This window comes from Isoptericola sp. AK164 (genome assembly GCF_029643425.1).
Lineage (GTDB): Bacteria > Actinomycetota > Actinomycetes > Actinomycetales > Cellulomonadaceae > Isoptericola > Isoptericola haloaureus.
Genome location: NZ_CP119106.1, coordinates 655,384 through 679,927 on the forward strand (window position 1 = coordinate 655,384; position 24,544 = coordinate 679,927).

At 74.2% G+C, this 24,544-nt stretch carries 28 protein-coding genes; 16 read left to right on the forward strand and 12 right to left on the reverse strand.

Annotation, left to right across the window (positions count from 1 at the left end; translation table 11 throughout):
• Nucleotides 1-8 precede the first annotated feature (8 nt).
• The gene (locus PO879_RS02935) at nucleotides 9-620 is read left to right on the forward strand and encodes a TetR family transcriptional regulator (protein WP_278236446.1); all 612 of its coding nucleotides are present in this window, start codon (nucleotides 9-11) and stop codon (nucleotides 618-620) included.
• On the opposite strand, the gene PO879_RS02940 is transcribed toward PO879_RS02935, so the two are convergent.
• From PO879_RS02940 to PO879_RS02960, 5 genes are all read right to left on the reverse strand, one after another.
• On the reverse strand, nucleotides 586-1,461 hold the full coding sequence (locus PO879_RS02940; RefSeq protein WP_278236447.1) for an ABC transporter ATP-binding protein: 876 nt from the start codon (nucleotides 1,459-1,461) through the stop codon (nucleotides 586-588). The genes PO879_RS02935 and PO879_RS02940 overlap by 35 nt on opposite strands.
• Entirely contained in the window at nucleotides 1,458-2,270 is an 813-nt protein-coding gene (locus PO879_RS02945; RefSeq protein ID WP_278236448.1) for an ABC transporter ATP-binding protein, read from the reverse strand. Before PO879_RS02945 ends, PO879_RS02940 begins: the two co-directional genes overlap by 4 nt.
• Nucleotides 2,270-3,322 (reverse strand): ABC transporter permease, encoded by a 1,053-nt coding sequence (locus PO879_RS02950; protein WP_278237442.1) that lies wholly within the window; start codon nucleotides 3,320-3,322, stop codon nucleotides 2,270-2,272. Before PO879_RS02950 ends, PO879_RS02945 begins: the two co-directional genes overlap by 1 nt.
• A gap of 179 nt (nucleotides 3,323-3,501) precedes the next feature.
• On the reverse strand, nucleotides 3,502-4,170 hold the full coding sequence (locus PO879_RS02955; RefSeq protein WP_278236449.1) for a TrkA family potassium uptake protein: 669 nt from the start codon (nucleotides 4,168-4,170) through the stop codon (nucleotides 3,502-3,504).
• Nucleotides 4,171-4,201: 31 nt separating this feature from the next.
• Nucleotides 4,202-5,596: a potassium transporter TrkG gene (locus tag PO879_RS02960; protein ID WP_278236450.1), complete on the reverse strand. Its 1,395-nt coding sequence runs from the start codon at nucleotides 5,594-5,596 to the stop codon at nucleotides 4,202-4,204.
• A gap of 85 nt (nucleotides 5,597-5,681) precedes the next feature.
• On the opposite strand from PO879_RS02960, the gene PO879_RS02965 reads away from it, so the two are divergent.
• Both PO879_RS02965 and PO879_RS02970 read left to right on the forward strand, forming a co-directional pair.
• On the forward strand, nucleotides 5,682-6,857 hold the full coding sequence (locus PO879_RS02965) for an acetoin utilization protein AcuC (RefSeq protein ID WP_278236451.1): 1,176 nt from the start codon (nucleotides 5,682-5,684) through the stop codon (nucleotides 6,855-6,857).
• 169 nt (nucleotides 6,858-7,026) lie between these two features.
• Nucleotides 7,027-7,125, forward strand: coding sequence for an AURKAIP1/COX24 domain-containing protein (locus PO879_RS02970; RefSeq protein WP_012085056.1), 99 nt, complete (start codon nucleotides 7,027-7,029; stop codon nucleotides 7,123-7,125).
• Between the two features lie 105 nt (nucleotides 7,126-7,230).
• On the opposite strand, the gene PO879_RS02975 is transcribed toward PO879_RS02970, so the two are convergent.
• Nucleotides 7,231-8,046 (reverse strand): HAD-IB family hydrolase, encoded by an 816-nt coding sequence (locus PO879_RS02975; protein ID WP_278236452.1) that lies wholly within the window; start codon nucleotides 8,044-8,046, stop codon nucleotides 7,231-7,233.
• 80 nt (nucleotides 8,047-8,126) lie between these two features.
• Between PO879_RS02975 and PO879_RS02980 the strand changes: the two genes are divergently transcribed.
• Nucleotides 8,127-8,369, forward strand: coding sequence for a glutaredoxin family protein (locus tag PO879_RS02980; RefSeq protein WP_278237443.1), 243 nt, complete (start codon nucleotides 8,127-8,129; stop codon nucleotides 8,367-8,369).
• Nucleotides 8,366-9,058 (forward strand): redox-sensing transcriptional repressor Rex, encoded by a 693-nt coding sequence (locus PO879_RS02985; protein WP_278236453.1) that lies wholly within the window; start codon nucleotides 8,366-8,368, stop codon nucleotides 9,056-9,058. The genes PO879_RS02980 and PO879_RS02985 overlap by 4 nt, the downstream gene beginning before the upstream one ends.
• 215 nt (nucleotides 9,059-9,273) lie before the next feature.
• Here PO879_RS02985 and PO879_RS02990 read toward each other — a convergent pair whose 3' ends face one another.
• On the reverse strand, nucleotides 9,274-9,825 hold the full coding sequence (locus tag PO879_RS02990; protein WP_278236454.1) for a YceI family protein: 552 nt from the start codon (nucleotides 9,823-9,825) through the stop codon (nucleotides 9,274-9,276).
• Between the two features lie 229 nt (nucleotides 9,826-10,054).
• On the opposite strand from PO879_RS02990, the gene PO879_RS02995 reads away from it, so the two are divergent.
• Genes PO879_RS02995 through ccsB form a run of 5 tightly spaced genes read left to right on the forward strand, consistent with a single transcriptional unit; the run spans nucleotide 10,055 to nucleotide 14,788 of the window.
• The gene (locus tag PO879_RS02995) at nucleotides 10,055-10,699 is read left to right on the forward strand and encodes a histidine phosphatase family protein (RefSeq protein ID WP_278236455.1); all 645 of its coding nucleotides are present in this window, start codon (nucleotides 10,055-10,057) and stop codon (nucleotides 10,697-10,699) included.
• Nucleotides 10,699-11,280, forward strand: a complete 582-nt coding sequence (locus tag PO879_RS03000) for a TlpA disulfide reductase family protein (protein WP_278236456.1) — start codon at nucleotides 10,699-10,701, stop codon at nucleotides 11,278-11,280. The genes PO879_RS02995 and PO879_RS03000 overlap by 1 nt, the downstream gene beginning before the upstream one ends.
• A 1-nt stretch (nucleotide 11,281) precedes the next feature.
• On the forward strand, nucleotides 11,282-12,076 hold the full coding sequence (locus PO879_RS03005) for a cytochrome c biogenesis protein CcdA (protein WP_278236457.1): 795 nt from the start codon (nucleotides 11,282-11,284) through the stop codon (nucleotides 12,074-12,076).
• Nucleotides 12,076-13,809 (forward strand): cytochrome c biogenesis protein ResB, encoded by a 1,734-nt coding sequence (locus PO879_RS03010; protein WP_278236458.1) that lies wholly within the window; start codon nucleotides 12,076-12,078, stop codon nucleotides 13,807-13,809. Before PO879_RS03005 ends, PO879_RS03010 begins: the two co-directional genes overlap by 1 nt.
• A 1-nt stretch (nucleotide 13,810) precedes the next feature.
• Complete coding sequence (ccsB, locus tag PO879_RS03015; protein ID WP_278236459.1) at nucleotides 13,811-14,788, forward strand: c-type cytochrome biogenesis protein CcsB; 978 nt, start codon at nucleotides 13,811-13,813, stop codon at nucleotides 14,786-14,788.
• 298 nt (nucleotides 14,789-15,086) lie between these two features.
• Here the strand turns inward: ccsB and PO879_RS03020 are convergent, their stop codons facing one another.
• Entirely contained in the window at nucleotides 15,087-15,449 is a 363-nt protein-coding gene (locus PO879_RS03020; RefSeq protein WP_278236460.1) for a PLD nuclease N-terminal domain-containing protein, read from the reverse strand.
• A 70-nt stretch (nucleotides 15,450-15,519) separates the two neighbouring features.
• Between PO879_RS03020 and PO879_RS03025 the strand changes: the two genes are divergently transcribed.
• Nucleotides 15,520-15,852: a DUF4229 domain-containing protein gene (locus PO879_RS03025; protein ID WP_278236461.1), complete on the forward strand. Its 333-nt coding sequence runs from the start codon at nucleotides 15,520-15,522 to the stop codon at nucleotides 15,850-15,852.
• Between the two features lie 13 nt (nucleotides 15,853-15,865).
• Here PO879_RS03025 and PO879_RS03030 read toward each other — a convergent pair whose 3' ends face one another.
• Together PO879_RS03030 and PO879_RS03035 are read right to left on the reverse strand one after the other, a co-directional pair.
• Nucleotides 15,866-16,735, reverse strand: a complete 870-nt coding sequence (locus PO879_RS03030) for a 1,4-dihydroxy-2-naphthoate polyprenyltransferase (protein ID WP_278236462.1) — start codon at nucleotides 16,733-16,735, stop codon at nucleotides 15,866-15,868.
• An 11-nt stretch (nucleotides 16,736-16,746) separates the two neighbouring features.
• The gene (locus tag PO879_RS03035) at nucleotides 16,747-17,904 is read right to left on the reverse strand and encodes an AMP-binding protein (RefSeq protein ID WP_278236463.1); all 1,158 of its coding nucleotides are present in this window, start codon (nucleotides 17,902-17,904) and stop codon (nucleotides 16,747-16,749) included.
• 74 nt (nucleotides 17,905-17,978) lie between these two features.
• On the opposite strand from PO879_RS03035, the gene PO879_RS03040 reads away from it, so the two are divergent.
• Nucleotides 17,979-19,061 carry a DUF3048 domain-containing protein gene (locus tag PO879_RS03040; RefSeq protein WP_278236464.1) on the forward strand — a complete coding sequence of 361 codons (1,083 nt, stop codon included), beginning with the start codon at nucleotides 17,979-17,981 and terminating at the stop codon, nucleotides 19,059-19,061.
• 48 nt (nucleotides 19,062-19,109) lie between these two features.
• The gene (locus PO879_RS03045; RefSeq protein WP_278236465.1) at nucleotides 19,110-20,192 is read left to right on the forward strand and encodes a DUF3048 domain-containing protein; all 1,083 of its coding nucleotides are present in this window, start codon (nucleotides 19,110-19,112) and stop codon (nucleotides 20,190-20,192) included.
• Here the strand turns inward: PO879_RS03045 and PO879_RS03050 are convergent.
• Nucleotides 20,186-21,184 carry a 1,4-dihydroxy-2-naphthoyl-CoA synthase gene (locus PO879_RS03050; RefSeq protein ID WP_278236466.1) on the reverse strand — a complete coding sequence of 333 codons (999 nt, stop codon included), beginning with the start codon at nucleotides 21,182-21,184 and terminating at the stop codon, nucleotides 20,186-20,188. The two genes, PO879_RS03045 and PO879_RS03050, sit on opposite strands and share 7 nt — an antisense overlap.
• A gap of 92 nt (nucleotides 21,185-21,276) precedes the next feature.
• Here PO879_RS03050 and PO879_RS03055 point away from each other — a divergent pair, with 92 nt between their 5' ends.
• The 3 genes from PO879_RS03055 (at nucleotide 21,277) to menD (ending at nucleotide 24,371) form a co-directional block, all read left to right on the forward strand.
• Nucleotides 21,277-21,462, forward strand: coding sequence for a hypothetical protein (locus PO879_RS03055; RefSeq protein ID WP_278236467.1), 186 nt, complete (start codon nucleotides 21,277-21,279; stop codon nucleotides 21,460-21,462).
• 63 nt (nucleotides 21,463-21,525) lie between these two features.
• The gene (locus PO879_RS03060; RefSeq protein WP_278236468.1) at nucleotides 21,526-22,542 is read left to right on the forward strand and encodes an o-succinylbenzoate synthase; all 1,017 of its coding nucleotides are present in this window, start codon (nucleotides 21,526-21,528) and stop codon (nucleotides 22,540-22,542) included.
• On the forward strand, nucleotides 22,539-24,371 hold the full coding sequence (menD, locus tag PO879_RS03065) for a 2-succinyl-5-enolpyruvyl-6-hydroxy-3-cyclohexene-1-carboxylic-acid synthase (RefSeq protein WP_278236469.1): 1,833 nt from the start codon (nucleotides 22,539-22,541) through the stop codon (nucleotides 24,369-24,371). The genes PO879_RS03060 and menD overlap by 4 nt, the downstream gene beginning before the upstream one ends.
• Here menD and PO879_RS03070 read toward each other — a convergent pair.
• Nucleotides 24,368-24,523, reverse strand: a complete 156-nt coding sequence (locus tag PO879_RS03070) for a hypothetical protein (RefSeq protein WP_278236470.1) — start codon at nucleotides 24,521-24,523, stop codon at nucleotides 24,368-24,370. The two genes, menD and PO879_RS03070, sit on opposite strands and share 4 nt — an antisense overlap.
• Nucleotides 24,524-24,544 lie beyond the last annotated feature (21 nt).

A 24,544-nucleotide genomic window follows, 5' to 3' on the forward strand; every position in this document is an offset into this window, starting at 1 on the left:
GCCGACCGATGTCCGACCAGCCGCGCCGCGGACGCCGTCCTGCCGGTCACAGCACCCGCAGGACGGTGCTGGAGGCCGCCCGGGCGGAGTTCGACGAGCGGGGCTACGAGGCCGTGTCCGTGCGCGGCGTGGCCCGGCGGGCCGGTGTCGACCCGGGCACCGTGCGGCACTGGTTCGCCGGCAAGACCGAGCTGCTCGCCGCCACGCTGGGCCTGACCGACATCGACCCGTCGGCCATCACCCGGTCCGCCGCCGAGGGCCCGGTCGAGGACCTGGGCGAACGGCTCGTGCGGGCGGTCGTGCGGGCGTGGGACGCCGACGGCGGCGCGACGGTGCGCATGGTGGTCCCGGCGATCATGGCCGACCCGGGGCTGCGGACCCTGCTGCAGCGGTTCCTGGGCGCCGAGGTGCTCGGGCCGATCGTGCGGCGGCTGGACGTCTCGGACGCCGAGCTGCGCACCACGCTGGCCGGGTCGCAGGTGGCCGGGCTGATGATGCTGCGCTACGTGGTCGGCGTCGAACCGCTGGCGTCCCTGCCGGCCGACGAGCTCGCGCCGCTGGTGGGCCCGACGCTGCAGCGCTATCTCACCGGGGACCTGGACGCGACGACTGCTCGATGAGCACCATCGCCTCCTCGAGGGTGGCCGGTTCCGCGGTGACCTCGGCGTCCACGCCCGCCGCGTCCAGCACGGCCCGCACGTCCCCGGGATCCGTGCCGGCCACGCGGCTGGTGCGGCCCGCGAGCACGACGGGCAGCTCGGCGTCGTCCAGCGCGGCGAAGGCCGCGGCCCAGTCCTCGGCGCGCACGACGGCGGTCCGCGAGGACGCCGTGATGTCGTCGACCGTGCCGCGGGCCACGCCGCGTCCCCGGGACATGATCACCAGGCGGTCGCACTGCTCGCCCTCCTGCATGTAGTGCGTCGTGACGAGCACACCGGTCCCTGCCTCGGCCTGGGCGTGGATCGTGTCCCACAGCCGCGCCCGGGCGAGCGGGTCGACGCCGGAGGTCGGCTCGTCGAGCACGAGCAGCCGCGGGGAGTGCAGCAGGGCGCAGTGGAAGGCGAGCTGGCGCTGGCGACCGAGGCCGATGCGCCCGACGGGTTCGTCGGCGACGGCCTGCAGGGCCGCGGGCAGCGCCGGGGCGTGGCGCACCGAGAAGGTGGCGGCCATGAACTCGACGTTCTGCCGCACGCTGAGCGACTGCGAGAGCCCGAGCCCCTGGGGCACGTAGCCGAGGGCGTGCCGGTCGGCGTCGGCCGGCGGGTCGCCGAGGACCTCGACGCGGCCCGCGTCGGCGGCCTCGAGCCCGAGCAGCACGCGCAGGAGGGTGGTCTTGCCGGCGCCGTTGGACCCGAGCAGGCCGACGATCTCCCCGGGACGGACCTCCAGGGACATGTCCTCCACGGCGGCGAAGCGGCCGAAGCGCTTGGTGACGTCGTCGGCGCGGACGAGGACGGTCATCGGGGCTCCTCGGATCGGGCGAGCGTCAGGGCGATGAGGGTGTCCTCGAGGTCCGGCACGACCGGTCGGCCCGGAGGCTCCTCGCCGTCGGGCGTCCAGCTGTGGAACGAGCGCCCGCGCCGCCAGGCACGGCGCCCACCGGGCGGGGCGTCGCCGACCGAGACCGTCCCCGGCACGGTGCCGACGACGTCGTCGGGCCCGCCGGACGCGAGGACACGGCCCTCCTGCAGGGCCACGACCGTCGCGGCCCGCTCGGCCTCGTCGAGGTAGGTCGTGGTCATCAGGACGGAGGCCCCGTCCCGGGCCGCGGCCGTGACGAGCCGCCACAGCTCGACCCGGCTGACCGGGTCGACGCCGGTCGACGGCTCGTCCAGCAGCAACAGGTCGGGGGAGTGCAGCATCGCCAGGCAGAACCCGAGCTTCTGCCGCATCCCGCCGGACAGGTCCCGACCGAGACGGTCGGGCACGTCGTCGATCCCGGCCGTCGCCAGCAGCGTGGCGGCGCGGGAGCGGAGCCGGTCGCCGGAGAGCCCGTAGGCGGAGCCGACGAACTCGACGTTCTCGCTGACCGACAGGGTGGGCCAGACCCCGGACGTGGACGGTTCGTAGCCGATGCGCTCCGGGGGCGGGACGTCCACCGTGCCGCCGCTGGTGGCGACGCGGCCCAGCAGGGCACGCAGCAGCGTCGTCTTGCCGGCTCCGTCGCCGCCGACGACGGCGGTCACCTGGCCGGCGGGGAGGTCGACGCTCACGCCGGACAGCGCCGTCGTGCCGCCCAGCTCGACGGTGAGGTCGCGGGCGCCGGGCATCAGCGGGCTCCCCGTGCCGGGGCGATGTCGCGGCGCAGGCGGATCACCGCGACGCCGAAGACGAGGATCGCCATCCCGGTCAGGACGACGACGGGCAGCCACATCGACTCCCAGCCGGCGCCGCGCAGCATGACGCCCTGGGAGAGCTTGACGAACCACGTCAGCGGCAGCAGGTAGCCGATCCAGCGCACGCCCGCGGCCATGGCGTCCAGGGGGAAGATCATCCCGGACAGCAGGATCTGCGGCAGCATCGTCATCAGGGCGACCTGCACGGCCTGGCCGGTGGTCTGCGAGACCGTCGAGATGAGCACGCCGATGCCGAGGACGGCGAACAGGAAGATCGCCGCGCCGATGGCGAAGAGCAGCACCGAGCCGCGGAACGGGACCCCGAACAGCCAGACGCCGAGCAGGGTCACCAGGACCATGTCGAAGCAGGCGAGCAGGAAGTACGGCGAGATCTTGCCCGTCACGACCGACGTCGGGGACAGCGGCATCACCGCGAGCTGCTCGAGGGTGCCCGCCTCCCGTTCCCTGACGAGCCCGATGCTCGTGATGATCGTCCCGATGAAGGTCAGGATCAGGCCGATGATCGCCGGGACCATCACCCAGGAGGTCTCGAGGTCCGGGTTGTAGAGGATCTCGGACTCGACGCGGTCGCCGAGCTGGGCGACCAGGACCGACGCGCTCTGGGCGGCGAAGAGGTTGGAGCCGTCGACGAGGACGGTGGGGCGACCGCCGTCGGCGTCCGACGCGTCCCCGGTGAGGATCGCGAGGTCGACCTCGTCGTCGCGCAGCGCGTCGCGTGCCTGCTGCGCCCCGGCGTCCGGGTCGACGTCGACCAGGTCCAGCGTGGCGGGCGCGTCGGCGGGCACCTGCTGGGTGATCTGCTGCTCGGCCTGCTCGGCCAGGTCGCCCACGACGGCGACCCTCAGCTCGTCGACGGTGAAGTTCGCGGCGTACCCGAAGATCACCAGCATCAGCAGGGGCAGGGCGACGAGCATCGCGACGGTGCGCCGGTCGCGGCGCAGCTCGCGGAACTCCTTGACGATCATCGCGCGCACGACGGGCTCCCTCGGTCCACGACCCATAATTCCTCGGGTGAGGAATTCTTGGCTCGACCCTACTCCACGATCGTGGCGCGGTCAGCCCCGTCGAGCACGACGAGCGGGCCCTCGTCCGGCGTCGGCGCCTCGAAGCCGTCGAGGTAGGCGACCGCACGGTCGGGCCGTGCTCACGGCCGCGCCGAGAACCGCTCCAGCAGGTCCGCGTGGCCGGAGCAGACCAGCAGGTCGTTGGCGCTGACCCGCGTCTCCGGGGTCGCGTAGGTGAACTCGATGCCCGGCGACTTCACGCCGATCACCGTGATGCCGTACTTCTTGCGGATGTCCGACTGGGCGAGGGTGAACCCCTGCATCTCGCGCGGCGGACGCATCTTGACGATCGTGAACCCGTCCTCCACCTCGATGTAGTCGAGCATCTTGCCGCTGACCAGGTGCGCGACCCGCGAACCGGCGTCGGACTCGGGGTAGACCACGTGGTGGGCACCGATCCGGGTCAGGATGCGACCGTGCTCGGCCGAGACCGCCTTCGCCCAGATCTGCGGCGTGCCCAGGTCGACGAGGTTGCCGGTGATGAGCACCGACGCCTCGAGCTCCGTGCCCACACCGACCACCGCGACGCCGAAGTCCTGCGCACCGAGCTGCTCGAGCGCCTCCGGGTTGGACGCGTCCGCCTGGACCAGCGGCAGGCGCCCCGACCACTGCGTGACGAGGCGGTCGTCGTTCTCGACGGCGAGGACGTCCTGGCCGAGCCGGTCCAGGGTCGTCGCCAACGACGAGCCGAAGCGGCCCAGCCCGATGACCAGCACGCCGGCGTCGCGGTCGTCCTTCTTCTCTGCCACGGTTCTCCTCCGGTGTGGGGGGTCTCGGGCCTCACCCGATGATGGGGCGCTCCTCGGGGAAGCGTATGACGCGGCGCCGGTCGCGCAGCGCCAGCGCACCGAGCACCGAGATCGTGCCGACGCGGCCGAGGTACATCAGGGCGCTCAACCAGTACTTCGCCCCGTCCGGCAGGTCACCGGTGATCCCCGTCGACAGTCCCACCGTCGCGAAGGCGGAGATGACCTCGAACAGGATCTGCGAGAGCGAGAAGTCGGTGAGCCGGACCAGCGCGATGCAGGACACCAGCACCATCGTGGCGCCGATGAACACCACCGCGATGGACAGGCGCAGGGTGTCCCGCGGGATGCGTCGGCCGAAGACGTCGACGTCCCGGTCGCCGCGCGCCTCGGCCACGATCGCCAGGAGCATGACGGCCAGGGTGGTGACCTTGATGCCGCCGGCCGTGGACGCGGACCCGCCGCCGACGAACATCAGCGCGTCGGTGATGAGCCACGACTCCGCCCGCATCTCGCCCACGTCGAAGGTGCTGAAGCCGCCCGAGCGCGGCATCACCGCCGCCATGAGGGCCGAGAGGAACCTGGTGTGCAGGTCCTGACCGCCGAGCGTGGCCGGGTTCGCCCACTCCATCGCCCCGATCGTCACGAACCCCGCGACCATGAGGGCGACGCTGGTCGTGATCGTCAGCTTGGTGTGCAGCGACAGGTGCCGCACGAACCGGCGTCCGTACCGGCGCGCCTGCAGGAGGTTCAGCATCACCGGGAACCCGAGGGCGCCGATGAACACCCCCAGGACGATCGGCACGATGACCAGCCAGTCCGACGCGTACGGCGCCAGGCCGTCCACGGTCGGGACGAAGCCGGCGTTGTTGAAGGCCGAGATGCCGTAGAACGTCGAGTGCCAGACGGCGAGCCCCAGGTGCTCGTCGAGGGCGATGAAGCGGGGGAGCAGGATCAGGGCGATCGCCAGCTCGATCGAGGTGGACACCACGATGATCAGCCGGATCAGGGAACCGACCTCACCGAGCCGCGTGGTACCGGTCTTGGTCTCCGAGGCGGTCAGCAGCTTCTGCGTCAGACCGATGCGCCGGGAGACCGCCAGCCCGAGCAGGGAGGCGAGCGTCATGACGCCCAGGCCCCCGACCTTGATCCCGACGAGGATGACGGCGCGCCCGTACTCCGACCAGTACGTGGCGGTGTCCACCACCGTCAGGCCGGTGATGCAGACCGCGGACGTCGCGGTGAACAACGCGTCCACGAACCGTGCCCCGGTGTCGGACGCGGTCGCCCACGGTGGCAGGAGCAGCAGCGTGAACAGCGTGATGACGGCGGCGAAGACGGTCATGGCCAGACGTGCCGGGTACTCCCGTGCCGTCCGGTCCACCCATTCGCGGACCGAGGTCGCGCGGTCCTGCACCGATCGTGCCACCGGCCGCGCCCTCCTCGTCCCGTCCACCAGTCTCGTCCACCGCACTCGCCGCCCAGCCTGCCACGGCTTGGGCTACCGTGGCGGGATGTCGGTCGCCCAGTTGCTGTGGAGTCCCGAGCTGCTGCGCTACGACTTCGGCCCCGGTCATCCCATGGCACCGGCGCGGCTCGACCTGACGATGCGCCTCGTGGAGGCCCTCGGGCTGCTCGACGCGCCCGGTCTCGAGGTCGTCGACCCGGTCTGCGCGCCCGACGAGGTCGTCGAGACGGTGCACGACGCCGAGTACGTCGCCGCCGTGCGGCGGGCGGCCGAGACGGGGGAGCCGGACGTCGCCCGCGGGCTCGGGACCGAGGACGACCCCGTGTTCCCGGCCATGCACGAGGCCGCTGCCCGTCTCGTCGGCGCCTCCGTCGCCGCCGCGGACGCCGTGTGGGAGGGCCGCGCCCAGCACGCGCTGAACATCGCGGGCGGCATGCACCACGCCCAGCGAGGTGCGGCGTCGGGGTTCTGCGTCTACAACGACGCCGCGGCCGCCGTGCAGCGCCTCCTCGACCGGGGCGCCGAGCGTGTCGCGTACGTCGACCTCGACGCCCACCACGGCGACGGCGTCGAGGCCATCTTCTGGGACGAACCGCGGGTGCTGACCTTCTCGATCCACCAGGACGGCCACACGCTCTTCCCGGGCACCGGGAACCCGGCCGACACGGGCGCCGGTCTGCACCACTGCACCGCGGTCAACGTGGCGGTCCCGCCGCGGACCGACTCCGCGCGCTGGCTGCGCGCCGTCGACGCGGTGCTGCCGACGGTCCTGCGCGAGTTCGCCCCCGACGCCATCGTGTCCCAGCACGGCGCCGACGCCCACGGCAACGACCCGCTCACCGACCTGTCGGTGGGGGTCCACGCCCAGAAGACGGCGGCGCACTGGGTGCACGACCTGGCGCACGAGCTCTGCGACGGCCGGTGGGTCGCCCTGGGCGGCGGGGGCTACGCCGTCGTCGACGTCGTCCCCCTCGTCTGGGCCGCCCTCGTGGCCGAGGCGGCGCACGCGCCGCTCACGACGGGGATGCCGGTGCCGACGGCGTGGCGCGAGGCGGCCGAGGAGATGTCGGGGCTGCGGGCGGCCTCGATGCTGGGCCGGGGCGAGGTCTCCTGGCAGCCCTGGTCGCAGGGGTACGACCCCTCGGACCCGATCGACCGGGCCGTCCTGGCCACCCGACGGCACGTCTTCCCCGAGTTCGGGCTGGACCCGTACCTGGACTGACGCGGCCGGCGCCCGCGGGGTGACCGGGAGCACGCCGTCGGCGGGCCGGGGCACCGGCGGCGATCGGGTATCCTGATCGACGGACTTTTCTCGCGTTGGTCGGCTCACCCGGGCTCACGGGCGCCGGGACCAACGTCGTCCGACCACCGATCAGCATTGTGAGGACCTCATGGGCTCCGTCATCAAGAAGCGCCGCAAGCGCATGGCGAAGAAGAAGCACCGCAAGCTGCTGCGCAGGACGCGTCACCAGCGTCGCAACAAGAAGTGAGGCGCCGCCCGCCGTCCGGCGGGCCGTGCTGAGCGAGCCCGGCACCCCTCGGGGGTGCCGGGCTCGCTGCGTCTGCGGGGGAGCCGGGACGGGGCGAGCGCCCGTTCAGCGGCCCCGGATGCGTCGGCGCACGGTGCGCTGCGCCGCCCGGAGCACGAGGCCGGCGACCCAGGCCGCGCCGGCCCAGGACGCCGTCCGCACCCCGCGGTGGGCGACGCGCTGTCCCCGCCCGCGGAACTCCCGGATCGGCCAGCCGACCTCCTTGGCGTACCGACGCAGGCGTGCGTCCGGGTTGATCGGGCACGGGTGCCCGACCGACCGCATCATCGGCAGGTCGTTCAGCGAGTCGCCGTAGGCGTAGGACCCCTCCAGGTCCAGGCCCTCGCGCTCGGCGAGCTCGCGCACCGCCGCGCCCTTGGCCTCGCCGTGCATGAGGTCTCCCACGAGGGCTCCCGTGTAGTACCCGCCCTCGTGGTCGGCGATCGTCCCGAGGCAGCCGGTCGCCCCGAGCCGGCGGGCGATGAGGCCGCCGATCTCCACGGGGGTGGCGGTGACGAGCCAGACCTGGTCGCCGGCGGCCAGGTGCTCGTCGAGGAGTCGCTTGGTGCCGGGGAAGATCCGCAGCTCCAGCACGGTGTCGTACACCTCGTCGCCGACGGCGGTGATCTCGGCGACCGAGCGGCCCGCGATGAGGGACAGCGCGCGGCTGCGGACGGTCTCGATCTGGGAGCGCGACTCGCCGAAGAGCAGGTACTTGGCCTGGATCACCCCGAACCTCAGCAGGTCCACGGTCCCGAAGAACCGACGCCGGTAGAGCGCGCGGGCCAGGTGGAACGAGCTGGCGCCGCGGATGATCGTGTTGTCGACGTCGAAGAAGGCTGCCGCCGGTGGGCTGGCCGGGGAGTCGGCATGAGACGGCATGCGGCCCACTGTAGTCGCGCCGATACGCTGTCCTCGTGAGCAGCGCCCCGACGACACCCGAGGAGACGGCACGGGTGGTGATGTACACCCGCCCCGGCTGCCACCTGTGCGACGACGCACGGGAGGTCGTGGCCTCGGTGTGCGAGCGGGCGGGCGCGGCCTGGCGGGAGATCGACATCGAGACCGATGCCGCGCTGACCGAGCGGTACGGCGACTACGTGCCCGTCGTCGAGGTGGACGGCGTGCAGCAGGGGTTCTGGCGGGTGGACGCGGCGAGGCTGGCGCGACGTCTGGCGGCACCTGCGGGAGGGAAGCGGACGTGATCGAGATCGGCGAGGTGACGGTGCCCGCGGCGACGGTGTCGCGGCTGCCGTACTACTTGCGCGCCCTGCGCGACCTGCTGCGGGACGGGGTGACCACGACGTCGTCCTCGGCGCTGGCGGAACGCTCCGGCGTGGGCTCCGCGCAGCTGCGCAAGGACCTGTCCTACCTGGGGTCGTTCGGGACGCGCGGCGTGGGCTACGAGGTCGAGACGCTGGCGTCCTCGATCAGCACGGCGCTGGGTCTGGGCTCGGAGCACCGGCTCGCGATCGTCGGCGTCGGCAACCTCGGCAACGCGCTGGCGAACTACTCGGGCTACGCGGCGAGGGGGTTCCGGCTCGTGGCGCTGATCGACGCCGACCCCGACGTCGTCGGTCGACGCGCGGCAGGTCTGGAGGTGGAGCACTCCGACGGGCTCGAGGAGATCCTGGCCGCGCGGGGAGTGTCCATGGTGATCCTGGCGACCCCCGGCGCGGCGGCGCAGGTCGTCGCCGAGCGGATCGTGGCGTGCGGTGTCCGGGAGATCCTGTCGTTCTCCCCGGTGGCGCTGCAGCTGCCCGACGACGTCGTCGTGCGCAGCGTCGACGTCGCCGGCGAGCTGCAGATCCTCGCGTTCCACGCGGCGGCACGCCACGCGCAGGAAGGCGCGACGGTCGACGGCCGGGCCGCCCCGGCCGCCCCCGCGAGGTAGGCGAACCTCCGGCGAGGTAGGCAACTTCCCCGCGAGGTAGGCACCAAGACGGCGAGGTAGGCAACTCCGCCCCGGGGTGCGTCCGACGCGGTTCCCGCCGTCCTGACGCGCAGCTCTCCTACCTGGCCGAGAAGTTGCCTACCTCGGCGGTCGCTCGCCTACCTCGGCGGTAGTTCGCCTACCTCGGGGAGAAGTTGCCTACCTCGCCGCAGGGGTCAGTTCTGCTCGATCGCCGAGACGTCCAGAGCGATCTTGACCTTCTCGCCCACCAGGACGCCGCCGGTCTCGAGCGCGGCGTTCCAGGTCAGGCCGAAGTCCTTGCGGTTGATGACCAGCTCGGACTCGAAGCCGGCACGCTTGTTGCCGAACGGGTCCACCGCGGCGCCCTCGAAGGCGACCGGCAGGTCGATGCTCTGGGTCACGCCGTTGATCGTCAGGTCGCCGGTCACGACGTAGCCGTCGTCGTCGGCGGTGACGGCCGTCGAGTTGAAGGTCCAGGTCGGGCGCTCCTCGGCGTGCCAGAAGTCTGCGCTCTTGAGGTGCTGGTCACGGTTCTCGTCACCGGTGTTGATCGCGGCGGCGTCGAGCTCGACGGCGACGGCGGAGGACTCGAGGTCCTCGCCGACGGTGATGGTGCCGGCGGTGATGCCGATGGTCCCGCGGACCTTCGAGATCCCGGCGTGGCGGACGGAGAACGACGCGGTGGAGTGGCCGGCGTCGACGGTGTAGGTACCGGTGGACAGGTCCGAAGGCAGGGGCGTGGCCATGGAGGGGCTCCTTGTCGAGTGGTGTTGCTGGACGTGTGGCAACCGTCCCGGGGCGGACCCGGGGCGATTCCATCGAAACGCATGAACATGGCGCCCCGCCGGAGTATTCCCGGTCGCCGCCGTCGATGTGAGCCGATGGCGCCCGACCCGTCGTCGGGACACCGTGACCCGCCTCACGACGGCGGCCCGGACGGCGGGAGCACCCGCAGGATCTGGGACACTAAGGCTCATGGCCACCACCACCGTCCATCTGTTGCGGCACGGCGAGGTCCACAACCCCGACGGCGTCCTGTACGGACGCATCCCCGGGTACCGGCTGTCCGACCGCGGCCAGCAGATGGCCCGGCGTGTCGCGGAGCACCTGTCCGGCGCGGGCCGGGACGTCGCCGCCGTCGTGGCGAGCCCCCTCCAGCGTGCCCAGGAGACGGCGCAGCCGATCGCCGACGCCTTCGCGCTCGACCTGGCCACCGACGACCGCCTGATCGAGGCGGGCAACCGCTTCGAGGGCACGACGATCGGCAAGAACCCGGGCCAGCTCGCGCACCCGCGGTTCTGGAAGCTGCTGTGGAACCCGCTGCGGCCGTCGTGGGGCGAGGCCTACGCCGACCAGGTCGTGCGCATGCGGGCCGCCGTCGACGACGCACGCCGCGCCTTCGCCGGGCACGAGGTCGTCCTGGTCAGCCACCAGCTCCCCGTCTGGCTGACGCGTCGGTCCTACGAGGGGCGCCGACTGGCGCACGACCCGCGACGCCGCCAGTGCTCCCTCGCCTCGCTGACGTCGTTGACCTTCACCGACGACCGGTTCGCCGCCCTGCACTACGCGGAGCCCGCGGCCGACCTGCTCGTCGGCGCCAACCCCACCCCGGGCGCCTGATGCGGCGCCGCCACGCGGCGGGCCTCGCGCTCGCCCTCGGCGCGGCCGTCGGCCTGGCCGGCTGCGGTGCCGCCGACTCCGGCGCGGGCGACGTCGTCGGCCAGGGCTTCGTCTCCGGCGACGGCACCGTCCAGCAGTGGGAACCGGACGACCGCACCGACACGGTGGTCGTCGAGGGAACCAGCTTCGAGGGCGACGAGGTCTCCACCGCCGACTGGCGCGGCGACGTCGTCGTGCTCAACACCTGGTACGCCGGCTGCGCGCCCTGCCGCGCCGAGGCGCCGGCCCTGGTCGAGATCGCCACCGAGCGCGCCGACGAGGGCGTGCACCTGCTGGGGATCAACACCGAGGACGAGGCCGGTGCCGCGTTGGCCTTCCAGCGCACCTTCGAGGTGCCCTACCCGTCCGTCGAGGACCGCAGCGGCCAGGTCGTGGCCGGCCTCTCCGGCGTCGTGCCCCTGCAGGCCGTCCCGTCCACGGTGGTGCTCGACGCCGAGGGCCGGGTGGCGGCACGCGTCGTCGGCGAGGTCTCCGGCACCACCCTGAACGGTCTGATCGACGACGCGCTGGCGGACGCCTGACATGGGGGAGATCTTCGCGACGACGGCGGTGAGCGGCTCGATGCTGCTCGCCGTCCCGGTCGCGCTGGTCGCGGGGCTGGTCTCCTTCGCCTCGCCCTGCGTGCTGCCGCTGGTTCCCGGGTACGTCGGCTACGTGGGCGGCATGGCCGCGGCGAACGCCGGCCCGGCACCGGCCTCCCGGGGCGGCACGACGACGGCGGCACCGCCGGCCGCACCGGCCCGCGGTCGCGTCGTGGCCGGGGTCGGGCTCTTCGTGCTCGGCTTCACCGCCGTGTTCGTCGCGCTCATGGCCGCCGCGGGCGCCGTCGGGGCGTACCTGGTGCGCTACGAGGACCTCCTGACGCGGGTGCTCGGCGTCGTCGTCATCCTCATGGGGGTGGCGTTCCTCGGCGGGATCGGCTGGTTGCAGCGCGAACGCCGTCTGCACGTCAGCCCGAGGACCGGGCTGTGGGGGGCTCTGCTGCTCGGCGTGGTCTTCGGGCTGGGCTGGACGCCCTGCCTGGGGCCGACGCTGGCCGCCGTGCAGTCCCTCGCCCTCGACGAGGCCTCCGCCACGCGCGGCGTCGTCCTCGGCATCGCGTACTGCGTCGGCCTCGGCGTGCCCTTCCTGCTGGTGGCGCTCGGCCTGCAGTCGTCGCAGCGGATGCTCGGCTTCCTGCGCGACCACCGCCGCACGATCATGCGCGTCGGCGGCGGACTGCTCATCGTGATCGGCCTGGCGATGGTGACCGGCCTGTGGGGGGCGACCACCAGCCTGCTGCAGAGCTGGATCAGCGGATACACGACGGTGGTGTGATGAGCGAGCGGACCTACCGTCCCGAGGGAATCGCGGACGACTTCACCACCGGTGCGCCGACCTCGACGGCGGACGCGGTGCCCGGAGCGGCCGGGCAGCCGCCGTCGGCCCCCCGCGCCCCGCAGCTCGGCTGGCGCGGGATGCTCCGCTGGACCTGGCGCCAGCTGACGAGCATGCGCGTGGCGCTGATGCTGCTCATGCTGCTGGCCGTCGCGGCTCTGCCGGGGTCGATCCTGCCGCAGCGCGACCAGGACCCCTCCGCCGTGGTGGAGTACCTCGGCGAGCACCCGACGGCGGGGGAGTGGCTCGACCGCTTCGGCTTCTTCGACGTCTACACCTCGGTCTGGTTCTCGGCCATCTACCTGCTGCTGCTCGTCTCCCTGGTGGGCTGCATCGTGCCGCGCACGATCGCGCACGCCCGGGCGCTGCGGGCCCGGCCCCCGCGGACCCCCGTCCGGTTCGAACGGTTCCCGGTCCACGTCACCGGGACGACGGCGGAGAGCCCGGACGAGGTCGCCGCGGCGGCCGCCGCGCACCTGCGCGGCCGGTGGCGCCGGATGCCCACGTTCCGCGTCGAGGCCGGGGCCGAGGACGCCCGGCCCGCCCGGGGCAAGGTCCCGGCGCGCCCGGCCACGCGGACCGTCGCCGCCGAGCGGGGGTACCTGCGCGAGACCGGGAACCTGCTCTTCCACCTGGCGCTGGTGGGCCTCGTGATCTCCGTCGCTGTGGGCCAGCTCCTGCACTACCGCGGCCAGGCGATCATCACCGAGGACCGCGGCTTCGCCAACGCCGTCGTCGACTACGACACGTTCGAGTCCGGCGCGTGGTTCTCCCCGGAGTCCCTCGTGCCGTTCGCGATGACGCTGGACGCCTTCGAGTCCGAGTTCGCCACCGACACCGTGGCGTTCGCCCAGTCGCGCGACTTCACCGCCGAGGTCACCGTGCACGAGCCGGACGGGTCGTCGCGGGCCGAGACCATCAAGGTCAACCACCCGCTCGACGTCGACGGCGCGAAGATCTACCTGCAGGGCAACGGCTACGCCCCGGAGATCAGCGTCACCGACGCCGAAGGCGCCACGGCGTTCGACGGACGCGTGCCCTTCCTGCCCGAGGACCAGGTGTACACCTCGCGCGGCGTGGTCAAGGTCCCGGACGTCTCGCCGGGTCTCGACCAGATCGGGCTCATCGGGTACTTCCTGCCCACGGCGGTGCTCAACGACGACGGGACCGCCGAGTCGGTGTTCCCGCTGCCGGAGGACCCGCTGCTCGTGCTCGAGGTGTACCGCGGCGACCTGGGGCTCGACGAGGGCGTCCCGCAGAACGTCTACCGCCTGGACACGGCGAACCTCACCGCCTCGGTGGACGACGACGGCGAACGGGTCACGCTGCTGCTCGAACCCGGCGACACCGTCGAGCTGCCCGACGGGCTGGGTACGGTCACCCTCGGTGAGGACGTGCCCCGGTTCGTCGCCCTGGACCTGCGCCACGACCCGTCGCTGGCGTGGGTGCTGTCCTTCGCGCTGCTGGCGCTGCTGGGCCTGACGGGCTCGCTGTTCCTGCCGCGGAGGCGTGTCTGGGTGCGATCATGGACGTCCGACGGCGTCACGCAGGTAGAGGTCGCCGGCCTGGCCCGCGGGGACGACGCCGGGCTGGAGCCCGAGGTCGACCGGCTGCTGACCGCGCTGCCCGGCCTGGAGCGGGCCCGACCGACGAGAACGAGCGAGGAAGACTGACATGGAGATCGGCGACCTGAGCGACCTGCTCGTGTGGGCGGCGGCGACGACCCTCGCCCTCGCGATGATCGCGTTCGCGATCGACCTGGGACGTCGCACCGACGAACGCCTCGAGGCGCGCACCGAGACCCGGGCCGCCATCGGTGCCGGGGTCGGCGCGCCGGAGGCGGGGTCGGCGTCGGGCGGCGGCTCCGTGCCCGCCGAGTCCTCCGCGCCTCCTCGCCGGGCCGCCGGGATCGGCATGTCGACGTCCTGGCTCGGCACGATCCTGCTCGGTGTCGCGATCCTGCTCCGCGGCGTCGCGGCCGGACGAACGCCGTGGGCCAACATGTACGAGTTCACGCTCGTGGGGTCGTTCGTGGCGATGACGGTGTTCCTGGTGTGGAACCTGCGCCGCGACGTGCGGTTCCTCGGTGCGTTCGTCACCGGCCTGGTCACCCTGTTCATCGTCGTGGGGCTGAACTCGTTCCACGTCGCGGCGACCGGCGTGCAGCCTGCGCTGCAGAACTACTGGCTGGTCATCCACGTCGGCGTCGCGATCGCGGCGACCGGGATCTTCACGATCGCCTTCGTGCTCTCCGCCCTGCAGCTGCTGCGGGACGCGCGCGACACCGGGTCGCCGTTCCTGACCCGGCCCGGGTTCCGTTGGCTCGACCGGATGCCGACCCCGACGTCGCTGGAGTCGATGTCGTTCCGGCTCAACGCGGTCGGCTTCGTGATGTGGACCTTCACGATCATCGGCGGCGCGATCTGGGCCGAGGACGCCTGGGGCCGCTACTGGGGCTGGGACCCCAAGGAGGTCTGGAGCTTCATCATCTGGGTCGTGTACGCGGCCTACCTGCACGCGCGCACGACGCGGGGCTGGTCCGGACGGCGGGCCGCCTGGTTCGTCGTCGTCGGCTACGCCTGCGTGCTGTTCAACTTCACCGGCGTGAACCTGATCTTCAACGGCAAGCACTCGTACTCGGGCATCAGCTGACCCCCGGGCGGGCAGGTCTGTCCTCAGAGAGGCCAGGTCGGGCCGAGGTAGGCAACTTGTGCGCCAGGTAGGCCGGGTTGCGGCGAGGTAGGCAACTTGTGCGCCGGGTAGGCCGGGTTGCGGCGAGGTAGGCAACGACAACCGCCAGGTAGGCCATCTCCGGTGGGGAGTCCCCGGGTCGGGCGGCCCTGCTCTACCTCGCCGGGATCTTGCCTACCTCGGCCGACCGGTTGCCTACCTCGGCGGGATCCTGCCTACCTCGGCGGGGTCCGCCGCCGACAGGCCGGCACGCACTCCGTCAGGCGTCGTCGGCGGGCGGGGAGTCGGGCCCCTCGCCGTCGCTCTTCTTCCTGCGACGTTCCTCACGGCGCTTCTCCTGCTCGATGCGCCACAGGAAGTCCGGGTCGTCGTCCGGCGCGACGGGTCCGGACGGGCGCCGCGGTCCGCGTCCTGGACGGCCCGTGAGGCCGCCGGACCCGCGACGACGCGTGCGCTTGGTGACGATCCAGGTGATCGGACCGAAGACCGGCAGGAACACGATGATGATCAGCCACAGCCAGGTGGGCAGGCCGCCACGATCCTCTTCCTCCGACCCGGCCAGGTCGGCGAGGCTGTAGACCATCAGGCCGATCACGAGGAGGACCACCACGACGCGGAACATGCCTCCACCCTAGAACGCCCGGGGCGGTGCCCCGAACCGACCGCCCCTGCCGCCGCCGTACCCTGGTGACGTGCCTCTGCTCATCTACTCCGCGCTGCGGCTGCTCATCCTCGTGGCCGTGCTCGTCCTCGGCTACGTCGTCGGTCTGGGCGGGTGGCTCCTGCCGCTGGTGGCCCTCGTCGTGGCGTTCGCCGTCTCCTACCTCGCCCTGCCCCGGCAGCGCGAGGCGGCCGCGCTCTGGCTCGCCGAGCGTGACCGCGAGCGCAAGGAACGCCGACAGCGGCTGGTCGACGAGGACGCCGCCGCCGAGGACGCCGCGCTCGACGGCGATCCGGCGGCGCGGACGGACGGCCCGGCCGAGCGGACGGACGACCCGGCCGACAGCCCGCAGCAGCGCTCCTGAGACCGGCCCGCTCTCAGAGCGCCAGACCGAGCCCCAGCAGCACCCCGTAGGCGAGCTCGAACAGGCCGGTCCCGGCCAGCACCGGGACCAGTGCGCGCCCCTGCGCCCCGGCCAGCACCGGGACCACGAGCAGCACCGTCGGCAGCAGGAGCAGGGTCACCAGGAAGGCCCACGGGTTCCACACCGCGCAGGCGAGGCCGAGCAGCACCGCCACGACCAGCCACAGCGCGTACAGCCGGCGGGCCCGGTGGTCGCCGACGCGCACCGCGAGCGTGCGCTTTCCCGCCAGGACGTCGGTGGGGATGTCGCGCAGGTTGTTGGCCATGAGGATCGCGCAGGCGATCAGGCCGACGCCGACGGCGCCCAGCACGGCGGGCCACGTGATCCGGTCGGCCTGGGTGTACGTGGTGCCGAGCGTGGCGACCAGGCCGAAGAACACGAAGACCCCGACCTCGCCGAGCCCCGCGTAACCGTACGGCCGCTTCCCACCGGTGTAGTACCAGCCGGCCGCCATGCTCAGCGCACCGACGGCGATCAGCCACCAGTGCCCGGAGACGGCACACAGGGCGATCCCCAGCACGCCGGCGAGGCCGAACGACCCGAACGCGGCCGCCTTGACGTGCTCCGGGCGGGCCAGGCCGGCGGCCGTGAGCCGCAGCGGGCCGACCCGGTCGACGTCGGTGCCGCGCACGCCGTCGGAGTAGTCGTTGGCGTAGTTGACCCCGATCTGCAGCGCCAGCGCGACGCCGAGGGCGAGCACGGCGGGCAGCCAGCCGAAGGCGTCGACCTGCGCGGCCGCGCCGGTCCCGACGGCGACGGGGGCCGCGGCGGCCGGCAGCGTGCGGGGGCGGGCGCCGGCGACCCATTCGGCGGCGGTGGCCATGCGTACTCCTCTCAGCGGCGCGCGTCGTGACGACGCACGAGATCGACGACGGCGGCGCGGTCGACCTTGCCGGGTCCGCGCCGCGGGAGCTCGGGGACCTGCAGGATCCGTCGCGGGGCCGCGGGCCGGCCCAGCCTAGCCGCGACCTCGGACCGTGCCGACGTCAGCCGCTCCGTCGGCAGCCACGTGCCCGCCGGGGTCCCCGGGCGGCCGACGACCGCCACGACGGCCTGGCCCCACTCCGGGTCCGGCACGCCGACGACGCAGACCTCGCCGTCGAGCAGCTCGGCCAGCACCGCCTCCACGGCGGCCGGCGCGACGTTCTCGCCCCCGGTGACCACGACGTCGTCCGCCCGGCCGAGCACCTGCAGCACGCCGGCCTGGAGGTGGCCCAGGTCGCTGGTGCGGAACCAGCGGCCGTCAGGCCCGTCACCGAACGCGGCGGCCGTCGCGGCGTCGTCCCCCAGGTACCCGGTGGCCAGCACCGGCCCGGCGAGCTCGACCACACCCTGCCCGCCGGTGACCGGGTCGACCCGGACGCGCACGCCGGGCAGCGGGACGCCGTCGTACACGCAGCCGCCCGACGTCTCGGACATGCCGTAGGTCCGCACCACGGGGACGCCGGCCTCGCGCGCCCGGCGGACCAGGGGGGCCGGCGCGGCGGCCCCGCCGAGCAGGACGGCCCCGCACCGGGCCAGCGCCCGCAGGGCGGCCGGGGCGCCGTCGTCGGCGGCCTGCACGACCCGGTGCAGCTGGGTCGGGACGAGCGAGACGTGCACGGGGTCGTGCCCGGACAGCGCCTCGGCGAGCAGGTCCGCGAGGCCGGCCGGGGTGAACGGCGCCTCCGGCGGCGCCGCGACCAGCGGCGTGCCCGCCAGCACCGAGCGCACCACGACCTGGACCCCGGCGACGTGCGTGGTCGGCAGGGTCAGCACCCATCGGCCCGGAGACCCGAGCCGTTCCGCCGTGGCGGCCGCGGAGGCCCGCAGCGCCGCGGCGCTGAGCGCCACCTCGCGCGGCGTGCCCGTCGACCCGGACGTGCGGACGACGGCCGCGGTGCCCGGCGGTGCCTCCGCGTCGCTCAGCCGGGGCAGCGGCACGACCGGAGGGCCGTCGTCCAGGGCGCGGCGCGCGCGGTCCACGAACGCGGACACCTCGGGGTGGAGCACGCAGGTCACGATAGTCCGCCGTGCGCGGCGGGGTGCGCGTAGCCTGTTCCCACCCTGCCCCGAGGAGGATGGCTGTGGCCGCACGACGTCCCGTGGCGCTCGCCCTGGTGCTGGCGCTGCTCGCGCTGGGCGCGTGCTCCGACCAGCCGCCGCTCGAGGCGCCCACGGTCACGGTGGCGCCGGACGTGTCGCGGGCGAAGATCGCGCCGCCGTCGCCGCCGGCGCCGGAGCCCACGCCGTCGCCGACCCCGGAGGTGCCGCGCTGGCCGCTGACCGGCCAGCGCACGGACAAGGTGCCGAAGCGACCGGCGGTCGCGGTGAAGATCGAGAACTCCCCGGCCGCGCGTCCGCACACCGGGCTGTACCGCGCCGACGTCGTGTGGGAGCAGGTCGTCGAGGGCGGCATCACGCGGTTCGTGGCCGTCTACCACTCGGACTACCCGGACGAGGTGGGCCCGATCCGGTCGGTGCGGCCGATGGACCCGGCGACGGTCGCCCCGATGCGTGGCCTCCTGGCGGCGTCCGGGGGGATCGGCTCGTACCTGCGGAACGTCGAGCGCCGGGGCACCCAGCTGGTGATCAACGACGACGGCGACCCGGGGTTCTGGCGCTGGTCCGGCCGGTACGCCCCGCACAACGTGTACGGCAACGTGCGGACCTTCGCCCGGCAGGCGGACCGCCGCCGCGCCGAGCCGCCGCCCGCCCAGTTCCGGTACGCCCCCGGGGCGAAGAAGGCCACGGCCCGGACCGAGGGGAAGCGGGCCCGGACGGCCGACGTGCGGCTGTCCGCGGCCCAGCGGACCACCTGGACGTGGAACCGTGGCGACGGGGCGTACCGCCGCAGCGACAACGGGACCCCCTCGATCTCCTCCGGTCAGCGGGTCACCGCCCGCAACGTCGTGCTGCTGCGGATGAAGGTCAGCCTGACCTCCCAGCGGGACGCCTCCGGAGCCCGGGTGCCGAAGACCGAGCTGGTGGGCACCGGCACCGGCCGCGTGCTCAGCGGCGGCCGGTCCGTCGCGGTCGAGTGGTCCAAGAAGGGCCCGCGCAAGCCGCTGCGCCTGACCCGGCCGAACGGCGACCCGGTGCGCCTGGCCCCCGGGACGACGTGGGTCGAGCTCGTCCCGCGCGGGGACGGGTCCTGGTCCGTGTCCTGACCTCCGGCGCGATCGGTACAGTGTCGCCACCCACGGGACGGAGGACGGATGCGGCACGGTGCGCACGGACGGACGACGGCGGCGGTCGCCGGGCTGCTGGTGTTCTCTGCGGGACTGGTCGGCTGCACCGGCGGCGAGCCCGCCCCGGCCCCGACCACGACGGTCGCGGCCTCGACGGGACCCGTGGCGAAGGGGCTGCCGCCCGACCCCGACGTCGCGACCGTGTGGCCCCTGACCGGGGTGGAGACGGACACGGTCGCCGACCGGCCCGCCCTCGGCGTCAAGATCGAGAACTCGCCGCAGGCGCGCCCCCAGGCCGGTCTCGAGGACGCCGACCTGGTCTGGGAGGAGGTCGTCGAGGGCGGCATCTCCCGGTTCCTGGCCGTGTACCACTCCCAGATCCCCGAGGCGGTCGAGCCCGTGCGGTCCGTGCGACCCATGGACCCGGCCATCGTCGCCCCGCTGGACGGCATCCTCGCCTACTCCGGCGCCCAGCCGCCCTTCATCGCCGACGTCCGCGACTCCGGGACGCAGTCGGTGATCATGGACGCCGGCGACCCGGGCTTCCGGCGCGACCCGGCCCGGCCCGCGCCGCACGACGTCATCGGTGACCCCGAGACCTTCCTCGCCCAGGACGACGGGCAGCGCACGACGCCGCCCCCGCAGCTCTTCCGGTACGCCCCCGAGGCGTCGCGGGCCACCGCCGCGGGGGACGCCTCCTCGTCGGTCGAGATCGACGTGCGGCTGTCCCCGGCGCAGCGCACCCGCTGGGCCTGGGACGCCGGCTCCGGCACGTGGCTGCGCAGCGAGGGGTCGAGCCCGTCGATGTCCACGTCCGGCGTGCAGCACGCCGCGACGAACGTCGTCGCGCTGCGGGTCGAGGTCGTCGACACCCCGTACCGGGACGCCTCCGGCGCGGCGGTGCCGGAGACGCAGCTCGTCGACTCCGAGGGCGTCGCCCTGGTCGCCAGCGCCGGCGGGTACGTCGCGGCGCAGTGGTCCAAGGGCTCGCTGTCCGACCCGATCGAGCTCACCCGCGACGGCGAGCCCGTGGAGCTCGCCCCGGGCAGCACCTGGATCGAGCTCGTGCCGCGCGACGGCGGCTCGTGGACCGCCGGGCCCCCTCAGTAGGCGTAGGGGAACCGGCTCCAGTCGGGCTCGCGCTTGCCCAGGAACGCGTCGCGGCCCTCCACGGCCTCGTCGGTGAGGTACGCCAGGCGTGTGGCCTCCCCGGCGAACACCTGCTGCCCCATCAGGCCGTCGTCGGCCAGGTTGAACGCGAACTTCAGCATGCGGATCGCCTGCGGCGACTTGCCGGCGACGGTGCGGGCGTACTCGATGCCCAGGGACTCCAGGTCGGCGTGCTCGGCGACCTCGTTGACGCCGCCCCAGCGTTCGGCGTCGTCGGCGGAGTACTCCCGGGCGAGGAAGAAGATCTCCCGGGCGCGCTTCTGACCCACCTGCCTGGCCAGGTACGCCGAGCCGTAGCCGCCGTCGAACGAGCCGACGTCGGCGTCGGTCTGCTTGAACCGCCCGTGCTCGCGGCAGGCGATGGACAGGTCGGCGACCACGTGCAGCGAGTGCCCGCCCCCGGCGGCCCAGCCGTCGACGACGGCGATCACCACCTTGGGCATGGTGCGGATCAGCCGCTGCACCTCGAGGATGTGCAGGCGTCCGGCCCGCGCCGGGTCGACGGCGTCCGCGTCCACACCGAGGCGTCCCGCCTCGTCGGCCGTCGTGTACTGGTAGCCCGACCGTCCGCGGATGCGCTGGTCGCCGCCGGAGCAGAACGCCCAGCCGCCGTCCTTGGGGCTCGGTCCGTTGCCCGTGAGCAGCACGGTGCCGACGTCGGAGGTCATGCGGGCGTGGTCGAGCACCCGGTACAGCTCGTCGACGGTGTGCGGCCGGAACGCGTTGCGCACCTCGGGGCGGTCGAAGGCGACCCGCACCACGGGCAGGTCGCGCACCTGCTCGGTCCCGTCGTCCGCCGTCGACCGCTCCACACCCCGGTGGTAGGTCAGGTCGGTCAGGTCCTCGAACCCGGCGACCGTGCGCCATCGCCTCGGGTCGAAGGTGTGCGAGACCTGCGCGGGGACGTCGGGCGTGCTGTCGGATCGGCTCACGGCCTCAGGGTAGTCGCGGCTCGACACACCGATCACCCGAGATGTGCGCGTCATCCGCTGAATCTGCACACCGGTCGATGCACCATAGAGGCATGAACATGACGCGATCCCACAGCTCCGAGGTCGCTGACCCGGACGAGGTCGTGGACGAGCTGATCGCCTACGACGCGGCCGAGGTACGGCGTGCCACCGCCACGACGCAGGCCCTGCCCGTCACCACCGTGAGCGCGCCCGGGGCCTGGACGTTCCGCACCACGCCGGACGAGTTCACGGACTGATCCCGGACCGGCCGGGACGCCGCGCGCACTGGCGCACGGCGGGCGACCTCCTACCCTGAGGACGTGTCCGCCTCCCTGTCCGCGACGCTGCAGCGCCGGTTCGTCTGGTCCACGCCGCTGCGCACACGCTTCCGAGACCTGACCAGCCGCGACGGCCTGCTGCTGCGCGGCGACGCCGGCTGGGGCGAGCTGAGCCCCTTCTGGGAGTACGACGACGCCGAGTCGGCCACATGGCTGCGCGCGGCCCGGGAGGCGGCGGACCTCGACTTCCCCGCCCCGGTCCGCGACCGCGTGCCGGTCAACGTCACCGTGCCCGCGGTCGACGCGGAGCGCGCTCGCGAGATCGTGCTCGCCTCGGGCGGGTGCACGACGGCGAAGATCAAGGTGGGCCAACGGCTCGCCGACGGGTCGGTGGAACCCGTCGAGGCGGAGGTCGAGCGGGTGCAGGCCGTGCGCGAGGTGCTCGACACGCTGCACGGCCCCTCCGTCGGCCGGATCCGGGTCGACGTCAACGGCACCTGGGCCGTCGACGAGGCCCGGCGACGCATCCCCCGGCTCGACGCCGCGGCCGGCGGGCTGGAGTACGTCGAGCAGCCGTGCCGCACCGTCGACGAGCTCGCGGCCGTGCGTCGGAGCGTCGACGTCCCGGTCGCCGCCGACGAGTCCATCCGCCGCGCCGAGGACCCGCTGCGGGTCGTGCGTGCCGAGGCGGCCGACGTCGTCGTGCTCAAGGTCCAGCCGCTGGGCGGCGTGCGGGCCTGCCTCGACCTGGCCGAGCAGGTCGGGCTCCCGGTCGTGGTGTCCTCCGCGCTGGAGTCCTCGGTGGGGCTGGCGGCCGGGGTGGCGCTCGCCGCGGCGCTGCCGGAGCTCCCGCACGCCTGCGGCCTGGCGACCTCGCAGCTGCTCACCCGGGACGTCACCGACGACCCGTTGCGGCCGGTGGACGGGGCCCTGCCCGTGCGCCGGGTCGCCCCCGACGCCGGTGCGCTCGCGGCCGTCGCCGCGCCGCCGGACCTCGAGCAGCGCTGGCTCGAACGCCACGACCGGCTCGCCGCCGTCCTCGACCGGGCTCGCGCATGAGCGCCGCGGCCTCCGGGAGTCCCGCCGTGGACTCCGCCCTTGCCCTGGTGGCCGACCTCGCCGCCCAGGGCGTGCACGACGTCGTCCTGGCACCCGGTTCCCGGTCGGCCCCGCTGGCGTACGCCCTGGCCGAGGCGGCCGCCGCCGGGCGGGTGCGGCTGCACGTGCGGATCGACGAGCGGTCGGCGGCCTTCCTCGCCCTCGGGCTGTCGCGCGGGTCGGCCCTGCCGGGCGCCGTCGCGGACGGTGCCCCGGAGGTCGCGGACGCCCCGGCCGCTCCGGCACCCGTGGCGGTGGTGACGACGTCGGGCACGGCGGTGGCCAACCTGCACCCGGCGGTCCTCGAGGCCTCGCACGCCGGCCTGCCGCTGGTCGTGCTGACCGCGGACCGCCCCCACGAGCTGCGCGGGACCGGGGCCTCGCAGACGACCGACCAGGTCGGGATCTTCGGCACCGCGGTGCGGTACGCCGTCGACGTCCCGGCACCCGACGGCCGCGACGGCGAGGTCCGCGACCTGCTGGCCACGGCCCGGCGGGCGCTGGCCGCCGCCCGGGGGCTGCGCGACCGGCGTCCCGGCCCCGTCCAGCTCGACCTGGCCTACCGCGACCCGTTGCACCCCACGGACGGTCCGGAGCCACCGGCCGCCCCGGAACCCTCGCCCGGGGTCGAGGTGGTGCCGCCCGCACCCGGCCCCGGCGCGGACCCGGCCCTGCCCGGGGACCCCGCCCGCACCCTGGTCGTCGCCGGCGACGGCGCGGGACCCGACGCGCGGCGGCTCGCCGAGGCCCGCGGCTGGCCCCTGCTCGCCGAACCGACGTCGGGCGCCTGCGGGGGACCGCGGGCCGTGGCCGCCTACCGCTCCGTGCTGGGCGCCGACGGCATCGCCGCGGACGTCGAGCACGTCGTCGTCCTCGGCCGCCCCACGCTGTCCCGGCCCGTCCAGCGGCTGCTCGCTCGCCCGGACGTCACCGTCACCGTCGTCGCGCCCGGCGGCGGTCCCTGGCCCGACCCCGCGCGGCATGCCGCCCGCGTCGTCGAACGGCTCGCCGAGCGGTGGTTCGTCCCGGCCGACCCCTCCGACGGCGGGACCTTCGCCGCCCGCTGGGCGGCGGCGAGCCGGGCCGCCGCCGGGCAGGTCGACGCCGCCACGCGGGATCCGGCGGTCGGCGCCGACCTGTCCATGGGGCCGCACGCGGCGCTCGCGGTCGCGCGGGCCGTCGTCGCGGCGACCGGTCCCGAGGACGTCCTGGTCGTCGGGGCCTCCAACCCGGTGCGGGACGTGGACCTCGTCGTCGGGCTGGACGTCGCCGAGGACGCCCCGCCGCCGCAGATCCTGGCCAACCGCGGGCTGGCCGGCATCGACGGGACGGTCGCCACGGCCACCGGCGTCGCGCTGGCCGCCGCGCGCCGTGGGCTGCGCACGCGGGCGCTCGTCGGCGACCTGACGTTCCTGCACGACGTCGGCGGCCTGCTGCGCGGTCCGGACGAGGACCCCGTCGACCTGCAGGTCGTCGTCGCCAACGACGACGGCGGCTCCATCTTCGCCACCCTCGAGCACGGGCAGCTCGCCCAGGACGGGCCGACGGCGGCCGCGACCTTCGAGCGGGTGTTCGGCACCCCGCACGGCGCCGACCTGGGGGCGCTGTGCGCCGGCTACGGCGTGGCTCACCGACGGGTCGGGGACGTGGCCGCGCTGCGTGCGGCGCTCGCGGAGCCGCCCGCCGGGGTGAGCGTGGTCGAGGTCCGGCTGCCGCGGGCCGACCGGCTCGCCGAGTCCCGCGGTCTGGCTACGCGGGTCGCCGAGGCGGTGCGCGCGGCGACCCGCTAGTCGACGCGGTGGCGGGCCAGGGCCGAGGCCAGCACCGAACCGGCTCCCACGAGCACGAGCAGTCCGCCCGCGCCGGCGACGGTGATCGCCGCGACGACCAGGGTCGTCAGCTCCGCGCCCCGGAAGGCCTGCGCAGTCGTGCGGCTGGTCACGACAGCCTAGGCCGACGCCGA